Here is a 21,443-nt window from a genome sequence, read left to right as displayed (position 1 = left end):
GCCTCAAAGGCATGAGGATCTTAACAATCAAGTATTAGACGGCATGAGTGGCCGAATTCAAACTGAAGGCACGTCCTGTTCACCGCCTGGCCCGTCCGCCGGAGGCCCCATGAACGTCCCGTCCCCCGCCGCCGGGAGAACCCGCGCTTCGAGCCAGGCCCGCCGTGCGGGTCTCGCCTCGTTCGTCGGCACCACCATCGAGTGGTACGACTTCTACATCTACGGAACGGCCTCCGCGCTGGTCTTCGGCAAGCTGTTCTTCCCCGACGTGTCGCCCGCCGCCGGTGTGCTCGCCTCGTTCGCCACGTTCTGGGTCGGCTTCCTCGCCCGGCCGCTCGGCGGGATCGTCTTCGGCCACTTCGGCGACCGCCTGGGCCGCAAGGGCACCCTCGTCACCACGCTGCTCCTGATGGGAGTCGCCACCTTCCTGGTCGGCGTGCTGCCCACCCACGCGCAGATAGGTGTTGCCGCACCCGTCCTGCTCGCCCTCCTGCGCGCGGTGCAGGGCATCGCAGTGGGCGGTGAATGGGGCGGCGCTGTCCTCATGGCGTCCGAAAGCGCGCCCAGAGGGCGGGCCTCCTTCTTCGCGATGATGGTGCAGCAGGGCTCCCCGGCCGGCGCGATCCTGGCCACCCTCGTCTTCCTCGGCGCGGGCACCCTGGACGACGCGGCCTTCCTGGCCTGGGGCTGGCGTGTGCCGTTCCTGCTCTCGGGACTGCTCGTCGTCGTGGGCCTCCTGATCCGGCTGAAGGTCGAGGAGTCGGACGACTTCGCACGGGTCAAGGAGCGCGGCGACGTGGTGAAGCTCCCGATCGCCGAGGTGCTGCGCACCGGCTGGCGCGTGGTGCTGCTCGGCATCGGTGCCTCGATCATGGGCATCTCCGCCGCGTACTTCACCAACACGTTCGTGCTCTCCTGGACCACCAACGAACTGCACATGAACCGGCAGACGATGCTCTACATCCTGCTTGGGCTCTCCGTGGTGCAGTTCGTGTGGCAGCCGATCGCCGCGCTGATCTCCGAACGGGTCGGCGAGGCCCGGTTCATGGTCTGCTCACTGCTCGCCAATGTCGTCGTCGCCGTCCCGATGTTCCTCATGATCAACACAGCACGGCCACTCCTGGTGTTCCTCGGCATCGCGCTCGCCATGATCAGCGGCTCCGGGTACTACGCCGTCCTGGCCGGATTCCTCGCCCGCGCCTTCCCGTCCCGCGTCCGCTACACCGGCATCTCCCTCTCGTACCAGCTGTGTTCGACGCTCATCGGTGGTACGACCCCGCTGGTGGCGCAGGCTCTGCTGACGTCGGGCGGCGGCTCCATCTGGCTCGTGGTCGCGTTCTACGCCGTCCTGCTGCTGGTCACCACGGCGTGTGTCGCCGCGCTCGCCCGGGTCACCGACCGGCGGGCACCGCGGCCGCAGGCCGCTGCGGCGACGGCTGTCTGACCCACCGACGTACCCCTCCCCCAAGGAGTTGATCCCCGTGCGCCTCGACGCCGTGTTCCTCAACGGACGCTTCACCACCCTCGACCCGGCCCGCCCCACGGCCACCTCGCTCGGCGTGTTCGGCGGCCGGATCGTGGCCCTCGACGAGGAGTTGGCGGGCTGCACCGCCGACACGGTCGTCGACCTCGGCGGCGCCCACGCGGTACCCGGCTTCAACGACGCGCACCACCACCTCAGTTACGTCGGCAAGGGACTGCGCGAGCTGGACCTCTCGTACACGGCCGTGCCCAGCCTGGACGCGCTGTACGCCGCGGTCGCCGAGCAGGCCGCGGACCTGCCCGAAGGCACCTGGGTGCTCGGCGCGGGCTACGACCAGAACAAGATCGGCGCCCACCCGACCGCCCAGGCCCTCGACAAGGCGGCCGGAGGCCGTCCGGTCTGGCTGGTGCACACCTCCCACCACATGGCCGTCGCCAATACGGCGGCCTTCGCGCGGGCCGGACACACCGACCTGTCCGCCGTGCCCGACGTGCCGGGTGGCCATGTCGTACGCGACGCGGAAGGACGGGCCGAGGGGCTGCTCCAGGAGACCGCGATGCACCTGGTCGAGCAGGTGCTGCGCCCGGAGCCGGCCGAGGAGTGGACCGCCCACATCGCCACCGGCGCGCGGGCCGCCCTGGAGGTGGGCCTGACCAGCGTGACGGAGCCGGGCATCGGCGCCATCGACGGCATCGGCAACGGGCCCGCCGACCTGGACGCCTACCTCCGCGCACGCGAACGGGGCCTGCTCGGCGTGCGGATGACGGTCATGCCGTACATCACCACGCTGCACGACTGCGGCGTCTTCGAGCCGGACGCCACCTGGTACGGTCTCGACCTCGGCCTGCGCACCGGGCTCGGCGACGAGTGGCTGCGGATCGGGCCGACCAAGATGATGTCGGACGGCTCGCTGATCGGCCGGTCGGCGGCGATGTGCTGCGACTACCACGACGCGCCCGGCAACAGCGGACTGCTCCAGCACGAGCCCGAGCAGATCCGCCGCTACATCGTCGAGGCGCACCGCTGCGGCTGGCAGATCGCCACACACGCCATCGGGGACGCCGCCCTCGACGTCGTACTCGACGCGTACGAGGAGGCGCAGCGGCTGCACCCGCGTGCCGATGTCCGCCACCGCGTCGAGCACGCGGCCGTGACCAGCGACGCGCAGGTCGCCCGCATCGCCCGGCACGGGCTGATCCCGGTACCGCAGGGCCGGTTCCTGTCCGAGATCGGCGACGGGCTCCTCTCCGCGCTCGGTCCGATGCGCAGCCAACTCGCCTACCGCATGCGGTCGTTCCTAGAAGCGGGCGTGGTACTTCCCGGCTCGTCGGACGCCCCCGTGGTCGCCTCCGACCCGCTCCTCAGCATTGCCGACATGGTCAACCGCCGCACGGCCTCGGGCGCCTCGATCGCCCCTCACGAGGCGGTCACGGCACGACAGGCGCTGCACGCGTACACGGTCGGCTCGGCCCACGCCGTCCACGAGGAGCACATCAAGGGCACCCTGGCCCGCGGCATGCTCGCCGACTTCACGGTCCTCAGCGACGACCTCCTCGGCGTGGCCCCGGACCGCATCGCCGACCTGACGGTCGGGGCCACGGTCGTCGGCGGACGGGTGGCGCACGACGCGGGGGCGCTGAAGGTCGTGGCGTGAGCACCCCCGCCAGCTCCTCCCCTGCCGCGGCCGAGGGCCCCTCGGACGGCCGCCCCATCTGCCGGTGCACCGGCGGCACCAGCAGCTTCACGACTTCCACCATGGACATGCCGTCCACCCTGATCCGTGGGCGCCGGCGAGCGGCTCAGGAACGCGCCCGCTGCTGTTTGTCCCACTGAGCCCGCGAGAGTGCGGTGGGCCGCGGGAGCAGGACGCCGTCCACGTACAGGTCGACGTGCTCGTTGTAGAACGCGACCATCCCCGCGATGGCGGAGCACGACACCGTCGGGAAGTCGTACGCCCAGGCGACATCGTCATGGGCGACGGCTCCGCTCACGAACGACCAATATCCGCTGGTCCTCCCCTTGTACGGGCACGCCGTCACCGTGGCCGAGGAACGCAGCAGGGTCCAGTCGACAAAGGCGCGCTCGACGTAGTAGCGGGTCGGCAGGCCGGTTTCGAAGAGCTTCACCGAGGACGGCGCGTCGGCCAGGACGGTGCCGTCCATCTCGACGCGCACGCTGCTGGACGAGCGCAGCGCATCCACCCGGGTGTACGGGCTCCTCGGGTGCACGAAGACTTGCTCTTCCTCCTCGTACCACGCGTCGAGCGCGTCCCACCGGAAACGGGCGGTGCTGATGAGTGCCTTCGGGGCTCCCTCGTCCCAGACCCACGCCGCACCCTCACGGACCTCGGAGCCGACCCGCAGCGAGTGCCGCCGCGCGGGGCCGGGGCCCAGCCGACCGGCGCGGCCGTCGTCGGTCAGGACGCCCTCGGCCAGATCCCGCAGCGGAATGCTGTACTGCGGATAGCCGGGCCACTCCCACACGTACAACGCCCGCCGGGTGTCGAACACCCACCGGCCGCCGACCTGCGCACGGATACGCCGCGGCACCGGCTCGACATGCCCGACCGGGACGATGAAACCCGGGTAATCCACACTCTCGTCCGCCATCGCCGACCACCTCAGTCCGCTCTGCCGCTTCCGTACACCCAGCTTCTCCGACGGACGCACGAACCGGCCACCCCTACAGCCATCCGGCAGGCGAGCCTGGTAATCAGTTGACGGCCCCGTCCCACCGTGAACAGCGCTGCGACCCGCTTCCGGCCGACTCCGAGACGCGAGATCCTGGTACTCCGACCGTGAACCAGCGAACAAATGCGGGCTGGTGTGCATCTCACTCTTCGTAAAACAGCCTCATGCTGATACGGCCCTCCGCGCGACCGGTGTCGTCGCGCATTCCGAAAGGAGGCCGGGCGATGAAACTCCCGGCGTACCGTGACCGCAGAAGCGCGACAGCACCGCGACGCCTCCCCGGCCGGGCCACAACCGCACGCAGAGTAAACACCGTTGCCGCCGTGGCGGCCATGCTCCTGACGGGCTGTGGCACGGGCACCCACAAGACGGCCCCGCACTTCAATGGCCCCGACGTGTCCCCCGCCCCGACCGCCGCGCCTTCCCCCTCCCCTTCGCCCTTCGCTGCGGACCTCACCGCCGCCACGTGCACCAACAACACGAAGCTGGCCGGCTGGTCGAACCGTCGGCTGGCCATGCTGACCATCGCCGTCCCGGTGTCGGAGACCTCGGTGTCCGACGCCATGTCCGAGGTGAGCGCCGGTGCCGGCGGCGTGGTGCTGTTCGGCAGCAAGGCACCGTCCGACCTCGGCTCCCGACTGACCGCCCTGAAGTCTCATGTACCTGGCCGTCTAGGCCTGTTGGTGATGACCGACGAGGAGGGCGGCGGCATCCAGCGCATGGCGAACCTCGTCGGATCCCTGCCCTGGCCCGCGTACATGGGCAAGCACTGGACCCCGGCCCAGATCCAGCGGAACGTCACGAAGGTCGCCACCAAGATGGCGGCCGCCCAGGTGAACATGGACCTCGCGCCGGTGGTCGACGTCGACGGCAGGAACGTGGCTCCCAGTCAGACCAACCCCGACGGATGGCGCTCCTTCAGCGGCAGAACCTCGGTGGTCTCCAAGGACGGCGTCGCGTACATGAACGGGTTGCGCGCCGGACACGTGATACCTGTCGTCAAGCACTTCCCGGGCCTTGGCAACTCCAGCTACAACTCCGACTTCGGCCCCGCCCGCACCCTGCCCTGGTCCACCTTGCAAAAGGTGGGCATCCCGCCGTTCACAGCGGCCATCAAGGCCGGCGCCCCGGCGATCATGGTCTCCAACAACATCGTGCCGGGCTTGGGCACCAATCCGGCGAGCCTGTCACCCACCGTCATCAGCTACGAGCTGCGCGGCAAGCTGGGCTTCAAGGGGCTGGTGGTCACCGACTCGCTCAGCGCCAAGTCGATCTCCGCCGCAGGCTTCAGCGTCCCCGCCGCCGCTGTCCAGGCCCTGCGCTCCGGTGCCGACATGGTCATGTTCGACCTGGGGGGCAATACCGGCTCCCGAACGTCCTCGATCGCCTCGGCGATCACCAATGCGGTGGCCGGCGGACATCTCGCCCGCAGTCGCCTCATCGACGCGGCGGGACACGTCCTGGCCGTCCGGCACGTGAATCTCTGCTCCTGAGCGCGAGTGGATCACAGCCCCTGCCGTGTTGTGGACCCTCCGGTACGGGCGGGGCCGATGGCCCCGCCCGGGCGCGGTCCCTTCCGCCGAGCGGGGCGGCGGACCGTCGGACCGGCACTCTCAGCCGTCCGACGGCACCTTCAGCTTGTCCCAGCTGAACTTGCCCGGGATGCCGTCGGCGTCCTTGCCCTTGAAGCCCAGCTTGCGCTGCCAGGCCACGTAGGACTTGCGGTCGGCCTCGGTCCACTCGGGGCCGGGCCCCTTCTCGTAGTGGCTGCACCCCTCGGCGACGAGCCGGCGGCCCATCGCCGTGATCAGTGGCGACTTCTGCCCGTTGTGGAAGAAGCCGCTGCCCGGGAAGGGGGCGTACGACGGCTTGGGCGCCGGCTTGGGCTCGTGCGGCTTCCCGGAGCCCTTTCCGGCCAGCCGGGCGGCGATGCGCCCGCGCAGCCAGTCCATGGTGAAGCCGCGCGGGTCCTGCTTGCCCGGCTGCCACTCCTTGTGGCCGATCACCGAGCGCTCGCTCCAGCCGTAGTGCCGGCAGATGGCGGCAGCCACCCGCGCGATGGCGTCCTTCTGCGCCTCCGGCCAGGGGTCCTTGCCGTCGCCGAGGTTGATGCACTCGAAGCCGTAGAAGTGCCGGTTTCCGTCGGTGTCGGCCTCGTTGTCGGGCGGCAGCTTCGTCTCGTTGACGACGGCCCGGAGGACGTCGCTGTCGCCGAGGCCGGCGTGGTTGGCGCGGCCGTTGCCGACGAGGTGGACGTGGCCCTTCTTGTCGATGACGCCGTGGCACAGCGGGCCGGGCAGGCCGGAGTAGCCGTTGTAGCAGATGTTCACGGAGTTCTCGGTGCCCGACGTGACGGTGTGGTGGATCATCACGCCGTTGATCGGGCCCCAGGGCCCCTTGGTGTTGCGGTTGTGGGTGCGCCAGTTGCGCACCTCGTGGACCGTCACGCCCTCGGCTCGCAGGATCTCCACCAGCTTGGACGCGCTCATCGGCTGGGCCATCACTCGTCTCCTTCCGCGGCTTCCTCCGCCGCCGCAGTGGTCTGTGACCGGCCGTCGGAGGGGTCGGCCTCCGCCGCCTGTTCTTCCTGGGCGGCGGACGCCTCCGCCGCGAGGGTCGCCTCGTCCGCCGCCGGGATGCCGCCGGCGAGCGGTCCGAAGGCGAGCCGCAGATCGACGGCGCTCTCCTCGCCCTTGACCAGGGCGAGCGGCGCGAAGTGGCGGTCGATCCCGGCCGGTGCCCGCAGCAGGGGACGGCGCGCCGGGTCGACGGGCCAGTCGACGCCGCCGGCGGCGGTGCGGGCGGGGATCAGCCAGTGGTCGCCGGTGCGGTAGGCGCCGTCCGTGGCGAAGTACACCTCGACGCCGTCCTCCAGGGGCAGCCACTCCCCCTCGGTCACCGGGATCGCGCCGCCTTCGAGCGCCGCCGTACGGCCCTTGCGGCGGGGCCCCTCGCGGTGGTCCCAGCGGCGCAGGAACGGGTGCAGATGGGGCAGCCGGCCGACGTGCGGGTCGGGTTCGGCGGACAGCCGGACCCGGCGGCCGGGCAGGTCCAGTTCCTCGACCCGCAGCAGGGGCAGGGCTTCGAGGCGGGAGGCGTACGCGGTGTCCGTGACCTCCACCAGGTCGCCGACGTCGAGGTCCAGCTTGTCGTCGAAGCCGAGGGACGCCAGCCGCACCCAGGTGCCGTCGAGTCCGTCGACCGGGAAGACCACCGAACCGTTCTCCCGGGACCACTTGAAGGTGGCGTCCTTCGCCGTGCCGCCCGCGTGGACCTCCACCCGGTACAGCTGGTTCTCCTGGCCGCGGTAGCGCGCGCCGGGCCGGACCAGGCACGGGTCCTCGTCGGCGTGCTCGGGCCGTTCGGCGCGCGCGGCGAGCCGGGCCGCGGGGGCGGCCTGGCGCTGCGCCCAGCGTTCGAAGGCGTCCCGGACGTCCTCCCTGGACGGGTCGGCGTCCTCGACCTCCAGCTCGGTCAGGGACAGCGGCAGCACCTGCCAGACGACCTTGGCGCGGACGGCGGTGTCGGGCAGCGCGGCGCCGAGTGCGACCTCGCGCAGCGCGGGGTCCTCGGCGGCGCAGACGGCCCGCTCCCACACCTGGAGGTAGACCACGAACGGCGACTGGCCGGGCGAGGGCAGGCGGTCGCCGGGTCGCTCCGGGTCGCGGAAGCCGTCCGGCTGGTTCCAGTAGTCCCAGTACGGCTGCGCGGGCGCCGCCTGCTGATCCGCGGCGGCGTCCTCGTCGGGTACGGGCTCCTCCGGTGCCGGGCGGTCCGCGTCGCACAGGACGCCGTCGACGTAGTAGCGGCCGCCGTGGATGTACAGGGTGTCGATGTCGTGTTTGCCGCCCACGTACTCGATGCGGAAGCCGGTGGCGTCGCGTGGTCCGCCGTGCCGGCCGATCAGGTCGGCGGTGAGGGTGCGGGCCCGGTGGAGCTCGATGGCGGTCTGCTCGTTCAGGTCGGCGTCGAGCTGGACGCGTCCCTGCTGGGCGACGACCGCGGAGTAGTGCCGCTCCGGGCGGAAAGTGGAGCGGGAGAGATCGGCGTGCATGAAAGGGGGTCCCCCTGGTTCGGATGGCTGCGGGTGGGGCGTACGGCGGCGCTGCTCACGTCACGAAGAAGATCCCGGCGTCGGTGCCTGCGGGCGTGTACTCGGCGAGCCGTGCCCTGAGGCCGTCCTCGCGCTGCGGCCGGTACAGGTCGTGGAAGGCACCGAGTTCGGCGCCGTCGTCCGCGCCGCGCCGGATCTCCTCGGCGCAGCGGTCCGCCAGTTGCCCGTACCACGGGGTCCCGTAGCGTTCGCCCGCGAACAGCGGCCGTACCCGGGTGGCTTGCTGCGGGCCGGCCAGGTCCGGTTGGCAGCGGTGGCGGCGGGGCGTGCGCGAGCCGGGCGGGACGTAGCAGTACCGCAGACAGCCGATGCCGCGCCGGGCCACGTGCAGCTTCCCGGTGAGGATCGAGTTCTCGGCGATGCGCACCGCGTGAGTGCGCACCTCGCCGATGACGGTGGTGCGGTGCAGGTGCAGGACGGCGTGGGCGTGGCGGCAGTCCGGGGCGGAAAGGGCCGTGCGGTCGTGGCCGGTGGCGTCCAGGATGCTGTCGCGCAGATGGATGTCGAGGGGGTCCTCGCTCACCTCGTCGCCGATGACCTCGATGGTGCCGAGGATGCTGTGCTCGATCTGCAGGCAGCCGGTGGTGCGGTCCAGGACGATGCTGGGCTCGTCGGGTGAGTGCGGCTCGCACTCGGGCTCCAGGGACCAGCCCGGCACCAGCGTGCAGTGCCGGACGACGACCGCGCCCATCGGGCCGGTCACGTTGATGCCGCGGCCGGCGACCAGCAGTCCGTCGAGGACGATGCGGGGCCGTTCGTGCGGTGTGCAGTCGTCGGACACCGCGCGGATGTTGAGGGCGTCGGGCCGGTTGCTGTACCAGTCGAGGAGGCGGATCACCGGCCGCGCGCCCTCGGCCGCCCGCAGTTCGAGGCGGTCGCCGGGGTCGAGGTCGAAGTCCAGCTGCTCCTGGTGGGCGCCGCTGTGGGTGATCTCGATGATGCCGGGGGTGCGTTCCGGGCCGCGCTCGTCCTGCCAGGCGCGATAGGCGTCCATGATGCTGTGGTACGGCTGTCCGGGGCCGACCCGGTAGAACGTGGCCTCGGGGTGGGGTTCACGGTCGGCGCGCTCGTACTCGCCGCCGCCCGTGCCGGCGCCGAAGGCGTAGTGGTAGTCCACCCACACGCCCTGCCGGGGCGCGGACCGGGAGCCGAACGCGATGCGGCCCAGCTCCGGGTCGACGGCGATCTGGCCGCGCCGGGGCCGGTAGCGCCAGTCGGACAGGTCGGCGACCACGATGTCGGAGGGTGCCACGGGCTGGTCCTCGCCGTCGCGCCGGATGACCAGGCTCTTGCCGGGTCCGTAGTAGTCGGCGAGCCGGTCGTGCAGCAGGCGGCGGGTGATGAACGCCGGGACGTTCTCGACGGCGGCGATGTGCGCGGGCGAGGGCTCCGGCACCGGCTTGGTGACCAGCGGGGTGTCGTTGCCGAGGATGGAGAAGGTGTAGAGGTTGCGGGCGCGGTCGATGCAGTAGGCAGGGGACGAGGTGAGCGAAAAGGGCTTCAGCCGCCAGACGAACAGCCCCACCCCGGCGGGAGTCCATCCCCCTTGTTTCCTCGCGGAGTCGGCCCGGCGCACGTCGACCGTCCGGGCCGTCCGCTCGAACGGTCCGCCCGTGAGGGCGAGCGCCGACCCGTCCCGCAGGTCGAGCAGGCGGCCGCGGTCGCCGCGCCGGCCGGTGCCGTACAGCTTGACCGGCTGGGTGTGGGCCACGAGCCGGGACAGTTCCACGGCGCGCGCGGGCCACTCGGCCACCTGCTCGGAGAGTTCCTCCAGGAGGTGCAGGGTGCCTTTGCGGCGCCGGTGGGCGACGGTGGCGGCAACGTCACGGCGCGGTGCGACGGCCGCGGCGAGCGCGTCCCGGCCGCCGCCGTGCAGGCCGGCGGTGAGGACGCGTTCGTAGCCCGGCAGTGTGCGGTAGCCCACCAGGTCGCCGAGGTACGGCAGCACCCAGGGGGCCGCGGTCTCCACGAACAGGTCCTCGTAGCTCTGCTGGACGCCGTCGCGGACCCGGTCGAGTTGCTCGGCGATCACGGCGAGGAGGGCGCGCAGCGGCTCTCCCTCCTCGCCGTCGCGCATCCGGTACCAGCGGGGCAGCAGCTCGGCGAGCCCGTCCGGCTCCCGGGGCACCACCGGGGCCGACGTCTCCAACTCCACGTCCGAGGACATCACTTGACCTCCGTCAGAATCAGGGTGTCCGAGGCCCGCGCCGACAGCAGCGCGAGCTGCGCCGGGCGGATGCCGCGGAAGACGAACACCGTCCGGCCCTTCGCCAGGCGCCGGGTGTCGGTGATGTCGGGGTTGAGCCGCAGGAGTTCGGCGAGCGGGATGCCGTACCGGGCGCAGACCGACGACAGGGTCTCCCCGTTCGCGTCCCGGACGGTGTGGGTGCTCTCCTCGTACGCCGCCGGGTGCGCCGGTACGGACGCCTTCGGCGTGCCGGGGTCGGCGAGCAGGGCGGTCAGCCGCTCCGGCGGGACGAAGGCGGGCACGCCGGTGAAGACGTCGACGTCCACGTAGTCGACGCCGGGCACGGAGTGCGCGGTGGCCAGCACCTCGGAGAGGCGGGCGGGCTGCCCCAGCTCCCGCCCCTCGTAGCCGAGTCGGAGCAGCAGCGCCTGGCGCAGCCTGGGCTCGACGGTCTCCCAGGCGTGGTCCGGTTCGAGCTTCACTCGGGCGGCGATCAGCAGCAGGACGAGTTCGCGCACGTCCACGCGGACCGCCAGGTTCGGGTCGCCGTACTCGGTCAGCGCTCCGCGCAGGGGCCGGAGGCTGTCCTCGGTGAGCGGCACGTCGTCGGTTCCGGCGACCGTCACGTGCAGCACGCGCCGTCGTCCGTCGAAGAGTTCGCGGGCCGCCGCCCGGCCGATGCCCGCCCGGGAGCGGGCGAAGTCCTCGTAGTCGGACGCGGAGACCAGCCGGTCCAGGGCGGAGACGGCGAGCGGGATCGTGCGGCGGGTCAGGCCGGGCCCGTCCGCGTCCGCGCCGCCGGTCGCCGGGCGCGGGTTGGTGACCGCGGTGACGCCGAGCGGCCGGGTGAGGGGCTGGGTGATCCGGTCGGCGGGGATGTTGGCGGCCTTGCCGGTGCCGAAGCGGTAGCGGGCGCGGACGTTCTCGTGGCCGCTGGGCAGGCGGGCGCCGTGGATGCCGTCGCCGAAGGTCACGGTGGTACGGCCGTCGGCGGTGCTGCCGGTGATGTACACGCGCTCGGTCGGGCCGCGCCCGGCGAGGCTGTCGACCTCGTGCCAGCGCACGCCGTCGACGCGGATCTCCAGGACGGGCGTGGCGCCGAGAGGGGTGTCGGCGGCGAGCCAGGTCAGCGGGGACTGCCAGAGGGCGAAGGTCTGGTTGACGCGGTCGGAGTCCCCGCTGCCGACGGCCTCCTCGCGGCTCTCGCCGTGGGTGGCCTCGACGACGTTGCCGAGGACACGGACGTTCGCCCGGCGGTAGCGGTGGACCAGGTCGGTGGTGAGGGTGAGGCGGGTGTGGACGTGGTCGCCGGGCAGCCGGGGGTCGACGGCCGGGTCTGCGGCGGCGATCGTGACCACCTCGGCGGCGTTGACCCCGGTCGTGCCCGGGACGTCGGTGCGTTCACCGCTCACGACGAGGGTGCGGCCGGGGCGCAACCCGTCGTAGAGCCGGGCGAGTTCGATCTCGTTGCCGTGCACCTCCTCGCCCAGCGGTTCGCCGGCCGGGTGCAGCGGCTCGCCCGCCGCGTGCACGGTGGTGTCGCGGATGTGGGAGAGCAGGACGTCGAACTCGTCCAGCCACGGGTCCGCGAGGGTGAGTTCGGTGCCCCGGCCGGTGATGCCGTAGTTGGAGTAGGCGGCCGTACGCGCCGCGACGACCTGGGTGGTGACGAAGGCGAACCTGGCGTCGCCGGGTACGGCCGCGCCCTTCGCCGGCCGCTGGATCGCCACCCAGCTGCCGACGGTGATGCCGTCGTGGACGGTGTCCAGTTGCAGGACACGGCGGTTGACGGGCTCCGGTTTGCTCGCGATGACGATCTCGACGCCTGGTTCGGTGGTGCCCACCGTGTACTTGAGGCTCACCTCGTACTCGCCGTGGGTGAACTGCTTGCTGTCGCCGGGCCGCAGGGAGATCTCCTGGGCCGTGCCGTTGTGGACGCCGACGTGCACCAGGCCTTCGGCATCGGGGCGGGAGACGAACAAGGTGCGCTCGGGCAGGCCGGTGTGGAGGCGTGCGGTGACACCCGGTTCCTCGGCGACGGCCGGACGACGGTTGAGCCAGCTCAGCTCGCGGTCCTGGGGGGCTCGGGTCGACAGGTCGACCCGGCCGGGGCCCAGGGTGAAGGAGATCGGCTGGGCGACGGGCAGGTTCTCGGCGCGCTGGTCGCTGCTGCCGCCCTCGACGTACTGGAACTCGGCCCGGGCCGGGGTCCTGCCCGCCGGGTCGTACACCACGCGCATGCTCGCCAGCACCGCGCCGGTCAGCGGCCAGTCGGCGGTGCGGATGACCCGGCCGCGGTCGTCCTGGACAGGCTTGAGCGGGGCGGTGACTCCGAAGGGGGCGGCGGTCACGCGCATCGCGAGCAGTTCACGCAGAAGCCGCGGGGTACCGGGCGCGGCGGCGGAGCGCCAGGCCGGATAGAGGCTGCCGAGGCCGGGGTCGAGCGCCGACAGCAGGCGCGCGGTGTCGCTGCCGGGGCGGCGGGTGCGGCTTCCCGTCCGGTGGGCGGGTGCGTCGGAGCGCAGGGCCGGCAGGACGGAGCTCAGTGCCTGCAACGCGGCCTGGCGGGGGTCGGGCCGGGCCGTCCTCCCGGCGGCCGCGGTCTGTTCTGCGGTCTGTTCTGCGGACGGTTCCGCGGGTTGGGCGGGGGCCAGCTGAAGTGCGTGGCCGGCCAGTTCCGCCAGGACCGCCGCGAGCTGCTCGAACCAGGCGGCCACGTCCTCGTACGCCTCGGCCAGCACCTCGGCCTCCCGCAGACGGGCGAGGGGTTCACCGAGACGGGCCGCGAGGCGCTCCGGAGTCCCGATGTCGTCCAGGTCCGTGCGCAGCGGGGCGAGCACCTGGTCCTCGAAGTCCTCGATCAGGCGGCTGACCGGCCGTGGGTTGGGGACCTCGGGGGTCGGCGGTTCCTCGCCCGGTTCGCCCGGGGCGGCCGGTTCGGCGGTCCAGCGCCGAACCTCGTCCGCCAGTTCCTTGAGCGTGAGCGGCGCCGACCTGGGCAGCGAGATCGCGGTGACCTCGTCGTCCCGGTCGGTCCGGACACCGGCGACGGGCAGCAACCTGCGCTCGCCACCGGCCTGTTCGCCGAAGACGAAGAGGAGCTGGTCGCCGGTCTGCAGGGAGTTGGCGGTGCCCTCCACGAACAGCTCGGAGGGGCGCTCGAGGTCCTCGGGCGTGACGAGGGAGGGCCGGCGGCGCCGTACCGCCAGCTCGTTCCAGTCCCAGCGGGCGGTGAGGTCCCGGGCCGTCTCGAAGGTCAGCGACTGCTCGTCGGCGGAGGCGGGCACGCTGTGGCTGCGCGCCCCGCGCGGGATGAGCACCGGCAGGGCCTCGGCCCGCGGGTCGCGTTCGAGGGTGTACGCCAGGTAGGTGCCGGCCGCCACTCCGGGGCGCGGCCGGTGTCCGACGAGCCGGCCCATCAGCACCAGCGAGCGGTGTTCGTCGGCGGTGCGGATGTAGGCCTCGTCGGCGATCCGCTCGGAGTGGAAGGTGAGCAGGTCGCCGAGGACGGCCGTGGCGTCCAGCAGGCCGATGGCGGGGTCGTCCGGGGTGCGGACGGTCAGCCCGGCGAGGGCCGGGTACGCGGGCGAGGCGAGCCGGTCGAGGAGGGCTGCGAGGAAGGAGCCGTACTCGCCGACGCGGTAGTCGAGGGCGGTGCGACCGGGCGGGTTGTGGACCGGGGCGGGGGCGAGGCGCTCGTCGTGGCCGCCGCACGCGCCGCCGCAGGAGCAGACCTGGCTCATCGGGCGCCTCCCAGGGATATCGCCAGCCGTCCCTGTTCGGGCCGGTCGGGGTCGTTGTCGCAGGTGGCGATCTCCAGCGGGCCGAGCCGCAGCACGCCGTCCTCCCTCTCTCCTCGGTCCTGTTCGAACAGCCTGCAAAGCCGGGTGACCTCGACGCTCTCCACGCCGGGTACGGCCGCAGCGGCGGCGACCATGCGGCTGAGCCGGACGGGTTCGCCGAAGGTCAGCGCGTCGGGGTGGAAGAAGCCCAGCCGTCCGCCGGGCAGTCGGCCGCTGCCGAGGACGCGGTAGAGGTCGGCGAGGATCTGGCCGTGCTGGTGGCCGGGCAGCGCGCACACGTGGAGCGCGACGTCGAGGGGCACCAGCCGGGCGGGGCCGATCACCAGGTCGTGCCCGATGCGCCGGTACGTCTCCAGGGCCTGGGTCACGGAGTCGAGCAGGCCGGCCGGCGGGGTGTCGCCGCCGTAGGCGTCGATCGCGACGTGGGCCTCCTGGACGCTGCCGGTCCAGCGGATCTCGGCCGCGGCCCGCTGGACGCCGGGCAGGGCGGAGGCGAGGGCCGTGTAGTCGTCGGCGGTGACCGCCCGCAGCCGGGTGCGGCGCAGGTCCAGTGGCGCCAACTGACGTACTTGCTCCAGGCGTTCGGGCTCCGTGCCGCCGGTGGCGGGCAGCGGGTTGCGGACCGTGGCGACCGGTACCGGCTCGCCCGGCTCGCCCGCTGTGACGACGAGGTGGTTGATGGCCTCGGCGCCGACGTTGCCCGCGGTGCCGCCGCCCAGCCGGTGGCGCACCTCCAGCCGGGTCCCCGGCGTCGGCGCGGCACCGTGCCGTCCGTCGCCGAAGCGCAGGGCGAGGCGCCCGTCGTCCTCCGGTTCGCCGACGAAGTGCCGGTCGCGGGGGGCGCTGTCGAGCAGGTCGCGGCGCGGCTCCCACACCGTGCCGCCGTCGTGGAGGCGTACGGCGGGCAGGGCGCGGCGCGGGTCCTGGGCGAGTGCGGCGGTCGCCGGGCCACGCAGGACCGGCTCCTCGGGGTGGAGTCCGGCCGCGTATGCCGGGCCCCAACTGTGCGCGATCTCCCAGGCGATGTGCCCGTCCAGCACCGTGCCCGCGCGGGCCCGTGCGGTGAGGATCTCGACGCGCCGCAGCTTTGCGTTCAGCAACTCGTCGCTGCGGTGCAGCAGTTCGCGCAGGGCGCGGACGGGGTGGCGGCGCAGTTCCAGCCGCTCCAGCACCTTCAGGCCGAAGATCACGGCGAGTTCGTCGACCTCGCCCTCGCCGAGCCCGTCCCGGTCGCGGGCACTGCGCCACAGTTCGACGAGCCGCTGCCTGATCCGGCCCGGGATGGCGGCGATCCGCCCGGCCTGCCCGGCGGCGACCGTCGCCGGGTCGGGGAACGGCACGGCCTGGGTGACCGGTGCCCGGCCGAGGACGGGACGGAACCGGGGCCGGATGCCCGGGTAGACGGACTGGGCGAGCAGCGTCCGCAGGGCCGCGGCCTGCGCGTACGCCGTGCCGGGCACGACCCTCCCCCAGCCCCCGGCCGGGGGGACCCCCACGTGTCGTTGCCCGGCCCGCTCCAGACCGACCCCGGCGCGCACGGTGGCCCGCTCCCCCACGACCGCGAACAGTTCGCGGACGTCGTCGGGGGTCAGGACGCGGCCGCTCTCCGTCCGGTCCGTCAACGAGGTGATGAGCCGCGCCGGGGCGTTGCCCTCCGTGCGGTCGGGGCAGCCGAACTCCGGCGGGTCGCAGGGCGCCACGACGGCCGGGACCGGTGGCACGGTGACCGTCTCGACCGGGCCGGAGCGGCCGTGGTCGACGAGGACGGCGTTGCCGCGGGCGAGGGTGACGTCCTCGACGGGGCAGTCCCGCCCGCCCCGCGTGATCAGGCAGAACGGGAAGCGCAGGGCGTCCTCGGCGGCCCAGGTGACCTCCAGGACGGGCTGGTCCTCGATGCGGTCCAGGCCGGGGGTGACGGAGGTGAGGCGGACGGCCTGCCGGTGGGCGGGGTCGGCGTCGCCGGGGGTGCCGGTGCGCGGCCCCTTCACCTCTTCGAGGATCAGCACGTCGCCCGGCTTCAGGTCGAGCCTGCGTTCCCGGCGGGTCTCGGGATCCGCCCATGCGTCGCGCAGGGTGGCGGCGGTGGCCCCCGCGGGCAGCGCGCACACCTCGCCGTCCCAGGTCCACAGCCGGATCGCGTTGTGGGCGACTCGCAGTTCGAGGGGTTCGGTGGCGACGACCGGTTCGAAGACCTCCACGGAGCCGCGCTCGTCCAGGTCGCCGAGGTCGTCCTCGTCGATGACCGTGCCGGGCTCGGGGCGGTCGTGCGGGTCGAGGGTGCGCACGTCGACGGAGGCGAAGCGGTACGTGCCCGGTGCCAGGGCGCGGTCGGCGGCGGTCTCGACGGTCACATAGGCGCGGGCGTTGCAGCCGTCGTGCATCGCATAGTCGATGAGCCGGACGTGTCGGCGCACGGAGACCCGGCGGCGGGCGGTGTCGAGGTAGGCCTCGGTGGCGACCGCGTCCTGCTGGTAGCTGATCTGGTCGCCGGTGTACGCGAGCAGTTCCACGAGCGTCGTGCCCAGGTCGGCGGGGTTGCGCTCCACCCAGTCCGAGGTGGTCAGCGCGAGCCGGTCGAGCAGGAGTTTGCGGATGCTCTCGTAGTCGCGGGCCGTGTAGTCGACGACCGGGGCGGCCGGGAAGTCCGGTGTGGCGTCGGTGTCGTCCCGGCAGTCGAAGGGGGTCGGGCAGCCGGGCCGGAAGCCGAACTCCGCGCTGTGGTAGCGCTGGTCGAAGCCACGGTACGGCTCGGTGCCGGGCCGGCCGTAGGGGTCCGCCTCCACCAGCGACAGCCGGTAGTGGGAGGTGTCGCCGGCCCGGTCGAGGGTGACGTGGAGCCGGTCGTCCAGCTCCGGGTCCTCCTCGCGTTCGACGCTGACGTCGACGGCGGTGATGCCGGTGACGCGCCGGCCGCCGTCGATGCGGACGTTCTCGGGGCCGAGGCCGTGCGGGGCCTTGCCGAGGAAGGTGACGGTGAGCAGCAGCCCGTCGTCGCTCGCCTCGACGGCGTCGACCCCGTTGAGCTGCGCGGCCCGCACCTTGGCCCGCCGGGTGGTTCCCGCGCTCATGCCGACCTCCCCTCGAAGACGTCCTCGCGGACGGTCCCGGTGGCGCGCACGACGTACGACAGGTGTACGCGTACGGTGTCGTCGCCGCTCTCGATGTCGAGGGCCACCACCTCGACCAGGTCGCCCAGCCAGCGCTGGAGCGCGGCCTGGACGGAGAGTTCGAGAGTGCTGACCAGTTCGGGGCTGGACGGCGCGAAGACCAGGTCGAGCAGTCCGCAGCCGAAGTCGGGGCGCATCACGCGCTCGCCGGGGCTGGTGAACAGCAGCTGCTCGATCAGGTCGTGGACGTGCTCGGCGGGGCGGGCGTGGGCGGTGCGTCCCCGGCGGTCGGTGCGGAAGGGGAACGCGATGTCGGTGCGAATGCGTTGACTCGTCGGCCTCATCGGACGGTGACCTTTCGCTGCGCGGCCTGGACGACGGGTGGTCCCTGCGGGACGAGGGCCGCGCTGAAGCACTGGGCGGCGGAGGTGTCGAGCAGCACGTGCGACCCGTCGGCCATGACGCCGGTGTCCGCGGCGGTCCAGCGGACCGCGGCGCACGGCGAGGGCACTCCGTCGACGGTGTGCGGGCAGCCGGTGACGACGTACGTGTGGGCGCTCGTGGCCATGGCGGCACCCCCGATGCGTACGCCGCCGGAGGGCGTGGTGGCTGGCGTGCCGCGGCCGCCGTGCGGGCAGCCGATCACGGCGCCCGCGTGGAGCAGACTCCCGGACAACTTCTCTCCCCCGTTTGTCTATCGCTTGGAGTGGACGGTCAACTGACCCTCGTTGATGTTTACTTCACGACCACGCAGGACGATCTCGGCGCCCGCGCCGGTGGCGACGACCACGGCTTCCTTGGTGACGCGGATGTAGGCACCGCCCTGGGCCTGCAGGAGGATCCCCTGTTCGGCGCCGGCGGTGTCATTGAGGACGATCTTGTGGGCCTGCGGGGTCTGCACGACGACCGGCTTGTTCGCCGCGTTCGCCTGGAGTTCGCGGCGCGCGTCGGGGGGCAGTTCACCGGCGTCGCCGTACCAGCAGCCGGTCCACACCGGGAAGCTGGGATCCCCCTGCTCGAACTCCACCCACACGCCGGCGCCGGGCGGCGGCACCACGAACTGGCCCGACTCCGGCCCGGTGAACGGCAGGCAGGGCAGCGCCCAGGTGGACGGCTCGTCGCCGAGGACGTCCGGGACCTCGGCCGTGATCCTGCCGATGCGCAGCGGGTCGTTGTTGTCCACGACCCGACCGCGGAACTTGCCGAGGTAGCGATTGCCGGGTGCCGCCATGCTGAACTTCTCCTGGTTCTTCGGTGGTTCGGGTCAGGGCCGGACGTAGTCGCTGCGTGCTTCCAGTCCCTCCCGGGAGAGGGTGAAGTTCTGCTGGAACGAGCCCGGGCGCAGGTTGTAGGTGACGGACTTGACGTAGTAGTCGCCGTCGTAGGCCCGACCGGCGCCGCGTACGCCGACGAGCCGGCGCGGCTGGAGGAGGTAGCCGTGCCGGTTGACGTCGAGCGAGCCGGAGCCCGAGATGACGTCCGCGGAGACCGCGGCCCTGGCGAGGAGTTCGGCCTCGGCCTGCTCACGCTGCTGCTTGGCGGTGCCGGACAGGGTCTTGCGTTTGAGGGCGGGGGTGGGCCGCCTGCCCAGGGGCGGCCGCATGGGGCTGATCGGCGGTTGGGGCAGGAGCGTGGACTGGCGGGTGCCCGGGTCCTGCCAGCGCGCCTGCGGCTCCTCCCGTGCGGTTCCGTCGTAGGCGAAGGTCAGCTGGTCCACGGTGGACTGGGCGTCCATGTTGACGTTGAGGGCGTGCTGGCGCCGGCCGAGCCGCACTTCGGGGCCCCAACGCGCTGCGGACTGGCCGGGGTTGGGGCCTGGCTCCAGATAGAAGGTGTAGCCGTTGGCGCGGGCGAGCTCCGTGACGTACTGCAGGTCCGTGCCCGTCTGGTAGTGGACGCGGAGGTCCTGGTGCGGCGGCTGGGCGACCTTCTCCTGGTAGACATCCGGCCGGACGCCGTAGTCGGAGTACCGGCGCAGGATGGCGAGGACCCGCTCGGACGGGGGCAGGTTGGGGTAGCGGGCCGTGCGCTCCTCCAGGTCCATGAGCAGCGTCAGGTCCTCGCCCGTGACGGTGAGGGTGGAGTGGCCGGGGACGTTGCTGGCGCCGACCTCCTGCCGGACGATCAGTCCGTCGAACAGCACCTCGGGCGTGCCGCGGACGCTGACGGTGAGGATGACGCGGGTCTTCGGGTCGAAGAACCCCTCGGGCAGCAGCCGTTGGTTGATCAGCCCGCTCTTGGTGAGGTCGAAGGCGAACTGGAATCCGCTGCGCTCGCCCGCGGTGGCGGTGATCTGCGCGGACAGCAGCGCCTCGGCGACCTCGACGGGAACCGGGCGGGCGAGCGTGGACCCCATGAGGAGCTGGATGTGGACGGGGCCCTGCCCCACGGGCTGTTCAGACACGCCGCTCTCCGTGCGGGAACCCGCCGGCGAGCGGGATGCCGATGACGCGCCCCGCTTCGTCCGTCAACTCCCTTGGGTCGAGCACGGGATTGGCATCGGCGATCCGCCACCACTGGCCGGAGTCGCCGAGGAAGCGCTGACCGAGCAGATCGGGCCGCTCTCCGGCGCCGACGACGTGCGGCTCGGTCTCCTCGTCGAGCGGAGGCAGCAGGCGCCGCTTGGTGTACCGGACTTCGGTGCCGTCGGCACGCCGGTGCACGCCGATCTCGGCGTCGTGATAGCGGCTGGTACGCGAATAGGGGTGCGCGCCCGGTATGGAGTCCAGGGCGCTCTCGTAGGGCTCGGTCCCGGCCATGTCGTCCTCCTCAGCCCCTTCCAGTCACTAGATCGGCGCCGCCGAGTCCGAGGGCGCCCAGGCTGCCGCCCCGGGCCGCGGCGGCAAGCCGCTCCTTCTGCGCCAGGTGCGCCATGTACAGGTCGGCACCGCGGTGCCCTGCGGGCAGGTCGCTCACGGTCAGGATCTTCATCCCGATACTGAGCGAGGCCCGGATCGGATTGAGGTTGACGTCGAAAGCCGACTCGTTGACGGACAGCTCGGTGAGCCGCACGGGCATGACCCGCTTGCTCCCCCAGGTGAACAGCGTCAACGGCATCTCGATCGGGCTGATCTCGATGGCGCCCTTCCGCGTCAGCTTGCTCGCGGCCCGCAACTGCGCTGTGGTCGGCTGCACCAGCATCTCGAGGGTGGCGAGCTGCGGGTGGATCCCGTCGGGCGCGGCGATCTCCAGCTGATCGGTGGCATCGATCTCGGCGGTGAACTTCCAGGTCTCCTGGGCGGGGCCCTTGAGCCGTAATGCCTCGTTCCGGTCCCCACTCCCGGCACCTCCGCCGCCGGCGTCGCCGCCGTCTCCGGCGGACTGGGGGGAGATGCCGCGCTCCAGGGTGTCCGGGTTGAACTGCAGCACGATGACGCGCTGGGGGGTGCCGCGTTCGGGGTCGACGACGACTATGCCGGAGCGGATGGGTTTGGGGAAGTTTGCGTAGCGGGTCACGACTCACCCCTTTCCTGTTCGGCGAATTCTTCCAAGAGAATGCTCGCCGCCTCACGCAGCTGTTGGTCCGGGTCGCTCCGGGACATTTCGAGCACTCGTTCCCGATACTGACTCCAAGGGGAGTATGTGACCGCCCAGAGTGCACCCTCTCTCACCTGCGGATCGGGGTGCCGTAGGGCAGCGTCGATGCGCGTGAAGAATCGCTCATCAAATTCCCGAGGCGCTCCGACTCCCGCCCTCAGAACGGCATCAGAAAGCCGCTCAGGTGAGAGTACGGCACCGTCCACATCAGCGATCAATTCTTCCAGAGTCAGCGCATTGAGGTGCTCCTCAAAGACACCTGCCGCTCCGTGCACCAGCTCCGCATCCGAGCCAATAACAAACACGAAACTCCGCTCAGGAATCTCGTCCTCAATGTAGTGGAGAAGGAGCTGCGGGTTTGCAGCCCAGACCACTCGATACTCTGTCGCCTCCTCCGGGTCGGCCTGCCGTACCTCGCGCACCTTCCAGCCCAGTTCCCGCGCATAGGCACTGACGTGCGCCTCTGCACGCAGCTCACGCAACACCAGGCGGCGCGAGCGGCTCCATTCTGAGTTCACGTT

General features: G+C 72.1%; 16 protein-coding genes. 3 read left to right on the top strand and 13 right to left on the bottom strand.

What is annotated here, in order from left to right:
* Positions 1 to 109: 109 nt before the first annotated feature.
* Together ACWEK3_RS21070 and ACWEK3_RS21065 are read left to right on the top strand one after the other, a co-directional pair.
* The gene (locus ACWEK3_RS21070) at positions 110 to 1,444 is read left to right on the top strand and encodes an MFS transporter (protein ID WP_390878277.1); all 1,335 of its coding nucleotides are present in this window, start codon (positions 110 to 112) and stop codon (positions 1,442 to 1,444) included.
* Between the two features lie 37 nt (positions 1,445 to 1,481).
* Positions 1,482 to 3,137: an amidohydrolase gene (locus tag ACWEK3_RS21065; protein ID WP_453250320.1), complete on the top strand. Its 1,656-nt coding sequence runs from the start codon at positions 1,482 to 1,484 to the stop codon at positions 3,135 to 3,137.
* Positions 3,138 to 3,282: 145 nt separating this feature from the next.
* Here the strand turns inward: ACWEK3_RS21065 and ACWEK3_RS21060 are convergent, their stop codons facing one another.
* Positions 3,283 to 4,092, bottom strand: coding sequence for a DUF427 domain-containing protein (locus ACWEK3_RS21060; RefSeq protein WP_453250319.1), 810 nt, complete (start codon positions 4,090 to 4,092; stop codon positions 3,283 to 3,285).
* Between the two features lie 413 nt (positions 4,093 to 4,505).
* Here ACWEK3_RS21060 and ACWEK3_RS21055 point away from each other — a divergent pair, with 413 nt between their 5' ends.
* Positions 4,506 to 5,666 carry a glycoside hydrolase family 3 N-terminal domain-containing protein gene (locus ACWEK3_RS21055; protein WP_453250328.1) on the top strand — a complete coding sequence of 387 codons (1,161 nt, stop codon included), beginning with the start codon at positions 4,506 to 4,508 and terminating at the stop codon, positions 5,664 to 5,666.
* Positions 5,667 to 5,786: 120 nt separating this feature from the next.
* Here the strand turns inward: ACWEK3_RS21055 and ACWEK3_RS21050 are convergent, their stop codons facing one another.
* From ACWEK3_RS21050 to ACWEK3_RS20995, 12 genes are read right to left on the bottom strand one after another with little or no spacing between them, the layout of a single operon-like run.
* The gene (locus ACWEK3_RS21050) at positions 5,787 to 6,674 is read right to left on the bottom strand and encodes a peptidoglycan-binding protein (protein ID WP_450544408.1); all 888 of its coding nucleotides are present in this window, start codon (positions 6,672 to 6,674) and stop codon (positions 5,787 to 5,789) included.
* Positions 6,674 to 8,227: a DUF6519 domain-containing protein gene (locus tag ACWEK3_RS21045; RefSeq protein WP_453250318.1), complete on the bottom strand. Its 1,554-nt coding sequence runs from the start codon at positions 8,225 to 8,227 to the stop codon at positions 6,674 to 6,676. Before ACWEK3_RS21045 ends, ACWEK3_RS21050 begins: the two co-directional genes overlap by 1 nt.
* A gap of 55 nt (positions 8,228 to 8,282) precedes the next feature.
* Positions 8,283 to 10,454 carry a hypothetical protein gene (locus tag ACWEK3_RS21040; protein WP_450544411.1) on the bottom strand — a complete coding sequence of 724 codons (2,172 nt, stop codon included), beginning with the start codon at positions 10,452 to 10,454 and terminating at the stop codon, positions 8,283 to 8,285.
* Entirely contained in the window at positions 10,454 to 14,218 is a 3,765-nt protein-coding gene (locus ACWEK3_RS21035; protein ID WP_453250317.1) for a putative baseplate assembly protein, read from the bottom strand. Before ACWEK3_RS21035 ends, ACWEK3_RS21040 begins: the two co-directional genes overlap by 1 nt.
* Complete coding sequence (locus ACWEK3_RS21030; RefSeq protein ID WP_453250316.1) at positions 14,215 to 17,346, bottom strand: putative baseplate assembly protein; 3,132 nt, start codon at positions 17,344 to 17,346, stop codon at positions 14,215 to 14,217. The genes ACWEK3_RS21035 and ACWEK3_RS21030 overlap by 4 nt, the downstream gene beginning before the upstream one ends.
* Positions 17,343 to 17,729, bottom strand: a complete 387-nt coding sequence (locus ACWEK3_RS21025) for a GPW/gp25 family protein (RefSeq protein ID WP_453250315.1) — start codon at positions 17,727 to 17,729, stop codon at positions 17,343 to 17,345. The genes ACWEK3_RS21030 and ACWEK3_RS21025 overlap by 4 nt, the downstream gene beginning before the upstream one ends.
* Entirely contained in the window at positions 17,726 to 18,061 is a 336-nt protein-coding gene (locus ACWEK3_RS21020; RefSeq protein WP_453250314.1) for a hypothetical protein, read from the bottom strand. The genes ACWEK3_RS21025 and ACWEK3_RS21020 overlap by 4 nt, the downstream gene beginning before the upstream one ends.
* Before the next feature lie 18 nt (positions 18,062 to 18,079).
* Entirely contained in the window at positions 18,080 to 18,616 is a 537-nt protein-coding gene (locus ACWEK3_RS21015) for a phage baseplate assembly protein V (RefSeq protein ID WP_450544421.1), read from the bottom strand.
* A gap of 33 nt (positions 18,617 to 18,649) precedes the next feature.
* Complete coding sequence (locus ACWEK3_RS21010) at positions 18,650 to 19,789, bottom strand: hypothetical protein (RefSeq protein ID WP_453250313.1); 1,140 nt, start codon at positions 19,787 to 19,789, stop codon at positions 18,650 to 18,652.
* Positions 19,782 to 20,144, bottom strand: a complete 363-nt coding sequence (locus ACWEK3_RS21005; protein WP_453250312.1) for a hypothetical protein — start codon at positions 20,142 to 20,144, stop codon at positions 19,782 to 19,784. The genes ACWEK3_RS21010 and ACWEK3_RS21005 overlap by 8 nt, the downstream gene beginning before the upstream one ends.
* A 10-nt stretch (positions 20,145 to 20,154) precedes the next feature.
* On the bottom strand, positions 20,155 to 20,841 hold the full coding sequence (locus tag ACWEK3_RS21000) for a hypothetical protein (protein ID WP_453250311.1): 687 nt from the start codon (positions 20,839 to 20,841) through the stop codon (positions 20,155 to 20,157).
* Positions 20,838 to 21,440, bottom strand: a complete 603-nt coding sequence (locus ACWEK3_RS20995) for a hypothetical protein (RefSeq protein WP_453250310.1) — start codon at positions 21,438 to 21,440, stop codon at positions 20,838 to 20,840. Before ACWEK3_RS20995 ends, ACWEK3_RS21000 begins: the two co-directional genes overlap by 4 nt.
* Positions 21,441 to 21,443: the final 3 nt, after the last annotated feature.

This window comes from Streptomyces sp. NPDC004721 (genome assembly GCF_053601495.1).
Note: the sequence above shows the minus strand (reverse complement) of the source record. Positions and strands in the feature narration are given on the sequence as shown.